The organism is Binatus sp. (SeqCode), from assembly GCF_035272065.1.
Classification (GTDB): Bacteria; Desulfobacterota; Binatia; order Binatales; family Binataceae; genus Binatus.
The window spans coordinates 1-5,360 of record NZ_DATEQZ010000063.1 but is presented as its reverse complement, the minus strand read 5'-3'; the positions used below and the strand labels follow the sequence as shown (position 1 = coordinate 5,360).

Annotated in this window: 7 protein-coding genes, 1 tRNA gene and 1 pseudogene; 2 read left to right on the top strand and 7 right to left on the bottom strand. The window is 60.4% G+C overall.

Annotated elements, in window-relative coordinates; translation table 11 throughout:
- Positions 1-206, top strand: a pseudogene (locus VJX68_RS12400) (hypothetical protein); the annotation flags it as partial.
- Between the two features lie 65 nt (positions 207-271).
- On the opposite strand, the gene VJX68_RS12395 reads toward VJX68_RS12400, so the two are convergent.
- Positions 272-1,072, bottom strand: a complete 801-nt coding sequence (locus VJX68_RS12395; RefSeq protein ID WP_324096009.1) for a class I SAM-dependent methyltransferase — start codon at positions 1,070-1,072, stop codon at positions 272-274.
- A gap of 99 nt (positions 1,073-1,171) precedes the next feature.
- On the opposite strand from VJX68_RS12395, the gene VJX68_RS12390 reads away from it, so the two are divergent.
- Positions 1,172-1,243: transfer RNA gene (locus VJX68_RS12390), tRNA-Arg, on the top strand.
- 86 nt (positions 1,244-1,329) lie between these two features.
- Here VJX68_RS12390 and VJX68_RS12385 read toward each other — a convergent pair.
- From VJX68_RS12385 to VJX68_RS12360, 6 genes are all read right to left on the bottom strand, one after another.
- Positions 1,330-2,529, bottom strand: coding sequence for a tyrosine-type recombinase/integrase (locus VJX68_RS12385; protein WP_324096008.1), 1,200 nt, complete (start codon positions 2,527-2,529; stop codon positions 1,330-1,332).
- Positions 2,526-2,681: a hypothetical protein gene (locus VJX68_RS12380; protein WP_324096007.1), complete on the bottom strand. Its 156-nt coding sequence runs from the start codon at positions 2,679-2,681 to the stop codon at positions 2,526-2,528. The genes VJX68_RS12385 and VJX68_RS12380 overlap by 4 nt, the downstream gene beginning before the upstream one ends.
- 57 nt (positions 2,682-2,738) lie before the next feature.
- Positions 2,739-3,083 (bottom strand): helix-turn-helix domain-containing protein, encoded by a 345-nt coding sequence (locus VJX68_RS12375; RefSeq protein WP_324096006.1) that lies wholly within the window; start codon positions 3,081-3,083, stop codon positions 2,739-2,741.
- Positions 3,083-4,540, bottom strand: a complete 1,458-nt coding sequence (locus VJX68_RS12370) for a DNA methyltransferase (protein ID WP_324096005.1) — start codon at positions 4,538-4,540, stop codon at positions 3,083-3,085. The genes VJX68_RS12375 and VJX68_RS12370 overlap by 1 nt, the downstream gene beginning before the upstream one ends.
- Positions 4,541-4,724: 184 nt before the next feature.
- On the bottom strand, positions 4,725-5,069 hold the full coding sequence (locus tag VJX68_RS12365) for a hypothetical protein (RefSeq protein WP_324096004.1): 345 nt from the start codon (positions 5,067-5,069) through the stop codon (positions 4,725-4,727).
- Between the two features lie 90 nt (positions 5,070-5,159).
- A partial coding sequence (locus tag VJX68_RS12360; protein ID WP_324096003.1) for a hypothetical protein occupies positions 5,160-5,360 on the bottom strand: 201 nt, incomplete at its 5' end.

Sequence of the window (5,360 nt, the reverse complement as noted above, 5' to 3'; positions counted from 1 at the left end):
ACGTGGCGGCCGGCGCAATCCTCGTCGAGGAAGCACGCGGCCGCGTCAGCAACATGGACGGCTCCGAGCTTGAGCTGGCCGGCGCGAATATCGTGGCGACCAACGACCGGCTGCACGAACAGCTCATCGAAGCGATTGCTCAGGCGCGGCCGGAAGCCGACCGCCGCCACGCCGAGATGCTTCGTGAGACCAAGGCCTCGGCGTAGAAATACTTGCTTGATTTTCGCAGCACGCCTCAGATGAGCGCGCAGATTCGCCGCGCAAGCCGCGACTAGCGCTGCGCGACGAACATCCCGGTATCCTTGCTGATTCGAATTTCGCCGCGGGCGGCGATTTCATTTTCGAGATGCCGGCGCAGGCCGGCAACCTGTTCGTCGCTGACTCTGCTGCGCACGCGCATCGAACAGATATAGTCCATCAACGGCGCGGCTTCGGTTACCACCAGCGAGTCGGGATAGCGTTCGAGCTTCACCTCGCCGAAAGCCCGGCGCATGTAAGCCTCGCCACTCTCGAGGCCAAATCGCACCGTCGACTCCGTCATTCGCGGAACCGAAAAAAAACGCGCCGCAAGTTCGTCGATCTCTCGCATGTTCGCGACTCCCATCGTGGCCGCATAGCAGAACCCCGACGGCTTGAGCACGCGCCGAACCTCGCCGAGCGCGCGTGGAATGTCGGGCACATGATAGAGCATGTGATTGGCGATCACCGCGCCGAACGATGCGTCGCGAAACGGGAGCGCCTGCGCGTCGGCCTGCGCGAAGGTAAACCGATGGCCCAGCCGCGCGAGATTGGCGCGCGTTTCGCGGATCATTCCGTCGGACATGTCGGTTAGAATCACGCGCCATCCCGCAGGCACCTGCACCGGGCTGCGCCACAAGATGCCGGTGCCGCAGCCGAGCTCGAGCACGCTGGCGTTTTCAGGAATCCGAAAATGATCGAACATCCAGCGCATCAGCCCGTAGCGATTGGTGCTGAAGCGCTGATGCAGCCGAATCCGCGCCGACAGGTTGGAGCCGTCCTTGTATTGCTCGCGCAGGCGCCGCGCGGAGTCGATTTCGGTGTTTGTCGCCATCGCCGCGATGTTGGCGCACTAATCCTTTTCCGTCAACGCGTCGCACTTTCTTGTTCGCGGCGATTCCTTGATATAGTGCTTGGCTGTGCCGCACCGTTCGCCCCGGTAGTGAAAAGGACATCACGGAGGTCTCCGGAACCTCAAGTCCGGGTTCGATTCCCGGCCGGGGCATTAAAAACCGCCTATAAGATAAGGGTAATTTTTGCGGACGCGCGAGCAGAACGCCCTGACCGTGCCCCGACCGTGCCCTTTTCTTATTATCCACGGATGGCGACCACTTTTTTCGCAGCGCGCGCCGCCTTCTGCTCGTTCACGTGCGCGTTGAGCTTGCCCACGGCGCGTCTCAGGGTTTCGTCGTTGATGATGTTGTACCGTTTTAACATGCAGATATCCTTCCATCCGACCAGGTCCATCGTCACCAGTGGATCGACTCCGGCGTTGATCAGGTTGCGGGCTGCGGTTCGCCGAAAATCATGCGGGATTCGTCCAGCGCACCCGGCCACCTTACACGCCTCGCGCCACGCCGGCAGGTAGTCGACTATCTGGTTGCCGTAACGGCCGGGAAACAGCCAAGGAATGACCCGCCCGGTTTCAATCTCGATCTTTCGCCTCGCCACAAGTTGCGCATCGATGGTCTCGCGGAGTTCGGGAATCACATCGAGCGGAAACTTTCGGGGCTGCTCGTTCTTCGCCTCGTAAGCTTCGAGCACCAGCATATCGTCAATGATGTGTTTTGGCTGCCGGGTACAAATTTCCGACGGAGCGCGCCAGCCCGTATAGTACGCAACAGTCATGACGGGCTTTAAATAGTCGGGGAGGTGCTTGCGAACCTCGGCGAACTGATCCCACTCGAAAAAGCCGGTGCGCCGGTTCCGCTCTTTGCTCAACTTGATGTACGGTACCGCGGCAACCATCGGCGGCGTCTGATGAGACGCTAACACGAACGCATGCCGCAGCGACGCCAACTCCCGATTGACGGTCGCGACCGCGCATCCGATTCGCGGCGCCTTTTTGTATTCGACACCGCCTTTTCGTTTCTCGGCGCGGCGGTCGGGCTGCTCCGGGCGCCATTTTTTGTAATCAGGAATCCGCACGGTGATATCGTCCACAAGGCAATCGCCGCCGAAAAACGCCTGCAGGTGGTTAAAGGCGTCTTCCTGCCGCGCGAGCGAATCAAACCCGTTGTCCGCGTAATCAGCAAAGACCAGCTTGGCGAGATCGTCGAGGGTGGTGCGGCGAACTGCGGCGGTTACCGGCTTGCCGATTCCCGCCTGCCCGATGCGCAGCTTCAGCAAGTCCGCCGCGACTGCGTGAACCTCGGAATGCGAGTTCTCGCGGTGCTTGACGCCACGGTGACTGTACCGAATCCACCACACGGCCGATTCCTGAAGCTCGCCGGTTTTCTCGTTCCTGTACCTCGGCCGATAGACCGAGCCAATTCCTCGTGTGATTCTCATTGGACGTCCTCCTGCTGGCGTTTGAGCGGGGTCCGCAAATAGGCTTCAAGAGCGGCCGTCACCATTTTCTGCAGCGAAGTCTTTTCCCTCACCGCCCGGATTTTTGCCCGCTCGACCATCGCCTCGGGCAATCGAATCGTCAGTTTATGCATGTGTCCAAACCTCCACTGTGGACCATGGCTCGACGCCGCTTTGCCGTCAAGCTGCCTTTAGGCCGTCCTCCGCTCCAGCCACCGGAGGATTCCGTTCCTCGAACAAAGCAGACTCTTGCGGGAAATCCGCTTCACGAACGGAAGATGCTTCGCGTTCCGGTAGATCCACTGACGTCCGTGTCGAAGAATCGCCGCCGCCTCATCGACCTTGATCCATTCGTCCTGCTTTGCCGGTTCGGCGGCCGGTTGATCCTGGGCGCATTCAAGCTCTGCGACCAGAACGCTCTGCGCGACCGCGCTGCGCCGCAGCAACGCCGACAGCGCAGCCCTGGGGAGCCCCGTCGCGCGTTTCGGATCGGCAGCGAGTTCGTCAAGGGTCGGAATCGCGTGTAAGTCACTCATCACGATTCCTCCTTCGCCCGACGCGCCGTAACGCGCCCGCGCGACTCCAACTCAGCTTTCTTGCCCGTCAGCTTTTCCCAGCGCGCGACCGCCACATCGACGAAGCGCGGCTCTAGCTCGATCGCATAGCAACGGCGCCCGAGCTGCTCGGCAGCGATTAGCTGGGACCCAGAACCGCTGAAAGGTTCGTAACAGAGGTCATTCGGACTCGTGTGCAGTTCCATCGGGATCGCGAAAAGCCGATTCGGCTTCGAGGTCGGATGCTCGCTGGTTTCAATCTCGGCGTTCGGAACCTGCCAGACCGTGCTCGGGTAGCCACCTTCCTCTTTGCGCCCGACCTCCGGTTTCTGCCCTTTTATCCAGCCGAACATGCACGGCTCGTGCGCCCACATATAAACCGAGTAAGTCAGGACGGGCCGACTCTTGAACCAGATGATCTGCTGATGAACGAACGCGCCGACCTCGTTCCAAACCGCCTCGAGCATCGCCTGTCGCTTGCTCGCGTGCCAGCAATACCAGGCTGCGTTGGGTGCGATCGCGTGGCTCACTGCGACCCGGCAGAATGAAAGGTAGAAGGATCGTCCTTCGTCCGCTCCACCGCTTTCATTCTCGAATGTCGTAGACCCGGCCTCGCGATAAACCTTCGACCAGTCTTTGTCCTTGTTCGCCTTTCCGCGGTTTGCCCGGGTCGCCGGATGCGAGCCGCCACTATAGTTCACGGCGTAGGGCGGGTCGGTCGCGAATAGGACCGCCCGCTCATCGCCCATAAGCCGCTGAACGCTTTCCGGGCGCGTAGAATCGCCGCACAGCAGCCGGTGCTTACCCAAAAGCCAAAGGTCGCCCAGCTTTGTTACAGGCTTGCCCGGCGGCTCGGGAATCGCGTCCTGTGAGACTTCTCCAAGTTTTTTCCGCCCAGCAACAACCCAATATTCATGATTGATCGTGGTTTCGCCGCGGCGCAGTTTCTCTTTATCCGCCTCAGGCGCCCGCTCGATGATCAGTCGGACCTTGTCGACGGTGTCGTGCGAGACCGAGGCGATCGCGGCGAGTTGATCGCGCGTCTCACCCTCCGCAGAGTTCTGCGCAGGGTCCGCCTTACCGCGCAGCATCCGGCGCTTCGCCTGACCGGCCAGTAGCGGCTCAAGCCGCAAGGCTAGCTCGACGCGCTGAAATGGTGTCAGGTTGCGGCGCGCGAATTGGTTCTGGATTATCCAGGCCTTGGCCGCTTCGCGCGAGGGAAGGTTGATGGCCTGGACGTGATAGCGCAGCCCGTGCTTGGTGCAGAGGCGGAGCCGGTTGTGGCCGTCGAGTAAAATTTCGCGCCACGTAATCAGCGCGTCGCGGCAGCCGTGCGCCAGTAAACTGTTCTCAAGCCCCGCCAACTCCGCCGCTGAGAGCGGCGGAATCAGCTTCTCAAATTCAGGATCGATCCTTGGTATTGCAACTTTGTTCGCCACCGGACGCCCTCGGTCCGGGGCGCCGGCACAAAGTCGCCACGCGTTTGCAAGAGGCGGACAGAATCCGCGTTGCAACACTGCTCTCCGAGAAGAAACCTCGGTGCAGGTTTCCGACCCTGAAAGCCATCCGTGAAACTCACGGCGGGGGCGGAGGCTGGTAGAACGTTGCTAATCATCGTCACACTCACGATTTTGCTAATTTCATGTTGAACAATGCATTCGGGCTGTCACCGATGCGCTTGCAGCGATAGCCAAGTTCGATCGCAGCCAAGATAAGCGCGCCGTTCGTCACATAATGGATGTGCTCGCCGGACGTGCGCTCCACGACGTGCTTCAGCGAGTAGGAATGACTGAACCGGTTCACGGTTTTCCTCGGCGCGGCATTACGCCGCAGCCAGCGCTTGCAGACCGCCACCTCGCGACGGTCAGGCGGCGTTCGATCGCATTTCTCATCGCCCGGCGCGCACAGGCCGAACGCATGGAGGTAAGCGCCGTCGATGAGTTTTGGTTTCCTTTCATGTTTTGCCATTGCGCAGTTCTCCCCACACAGAGTTTAGGCGTGGGGAGCAGACCACGCGGTTATTGTTTTAGTGGTTCCTCTTTATCTCATTCCTTCACGCTACTTGCTCCACCGCTCGAAGCCTTCACGCTTGCACGTCGAATAGGCGTCGAGCCGCGCGCCCTTCGTAGCGCCTACAATCATGCCGTAGAACCTGTCAGGCTTGCCGACCTTCGGAATCGGCGCGTCGAAGCTCGTAACGACCTTGTTGATGTTGAACTTCGCGTCGCCCTTCGTACCATAGACGACGAACTCTTCATT

Excerpts from the sequence above, each read along its gene's own strand:
- VJX68_RS12365 (WP_324096004.1), bottom strand. The coding sequence starts at position 5,069 with ATGGCAAAACATGAAAGGAAACCAAAACTCATCGACGGCGCTTACCTC.
- VJX68_RS12380 (WP_324096007.1), bottom strand. The coding sequence starts at position 2,681 with ATGCATAAACTGACGATTCGATTGCCCGAGGCGATGGTCGAGCGGGCA.
- VJX68_RS12395 (WP_324096009.1), bottom strand. The coding sequence starts at position 1,072 with ATGGCGACAAACACCGAAATCGACTCCGCGCGGCGCCTGCGCGAGCAA.
- VJX68_RS12375 (WP_324096006.1), bottom strand. The coding sequence starts at position 3,083 with ATGAGTGACTTACACGCGATTCCGACCCTTGACGAACTCGCTGCCGAT.
- VJX68_RS12385 (WP_324096008.1), bottom strand. The coding sequence starts at position 2,529 with ATGAGAATCACACGAGGAATTGGCTCGGTCTATCGGCCGAGGTACAGG.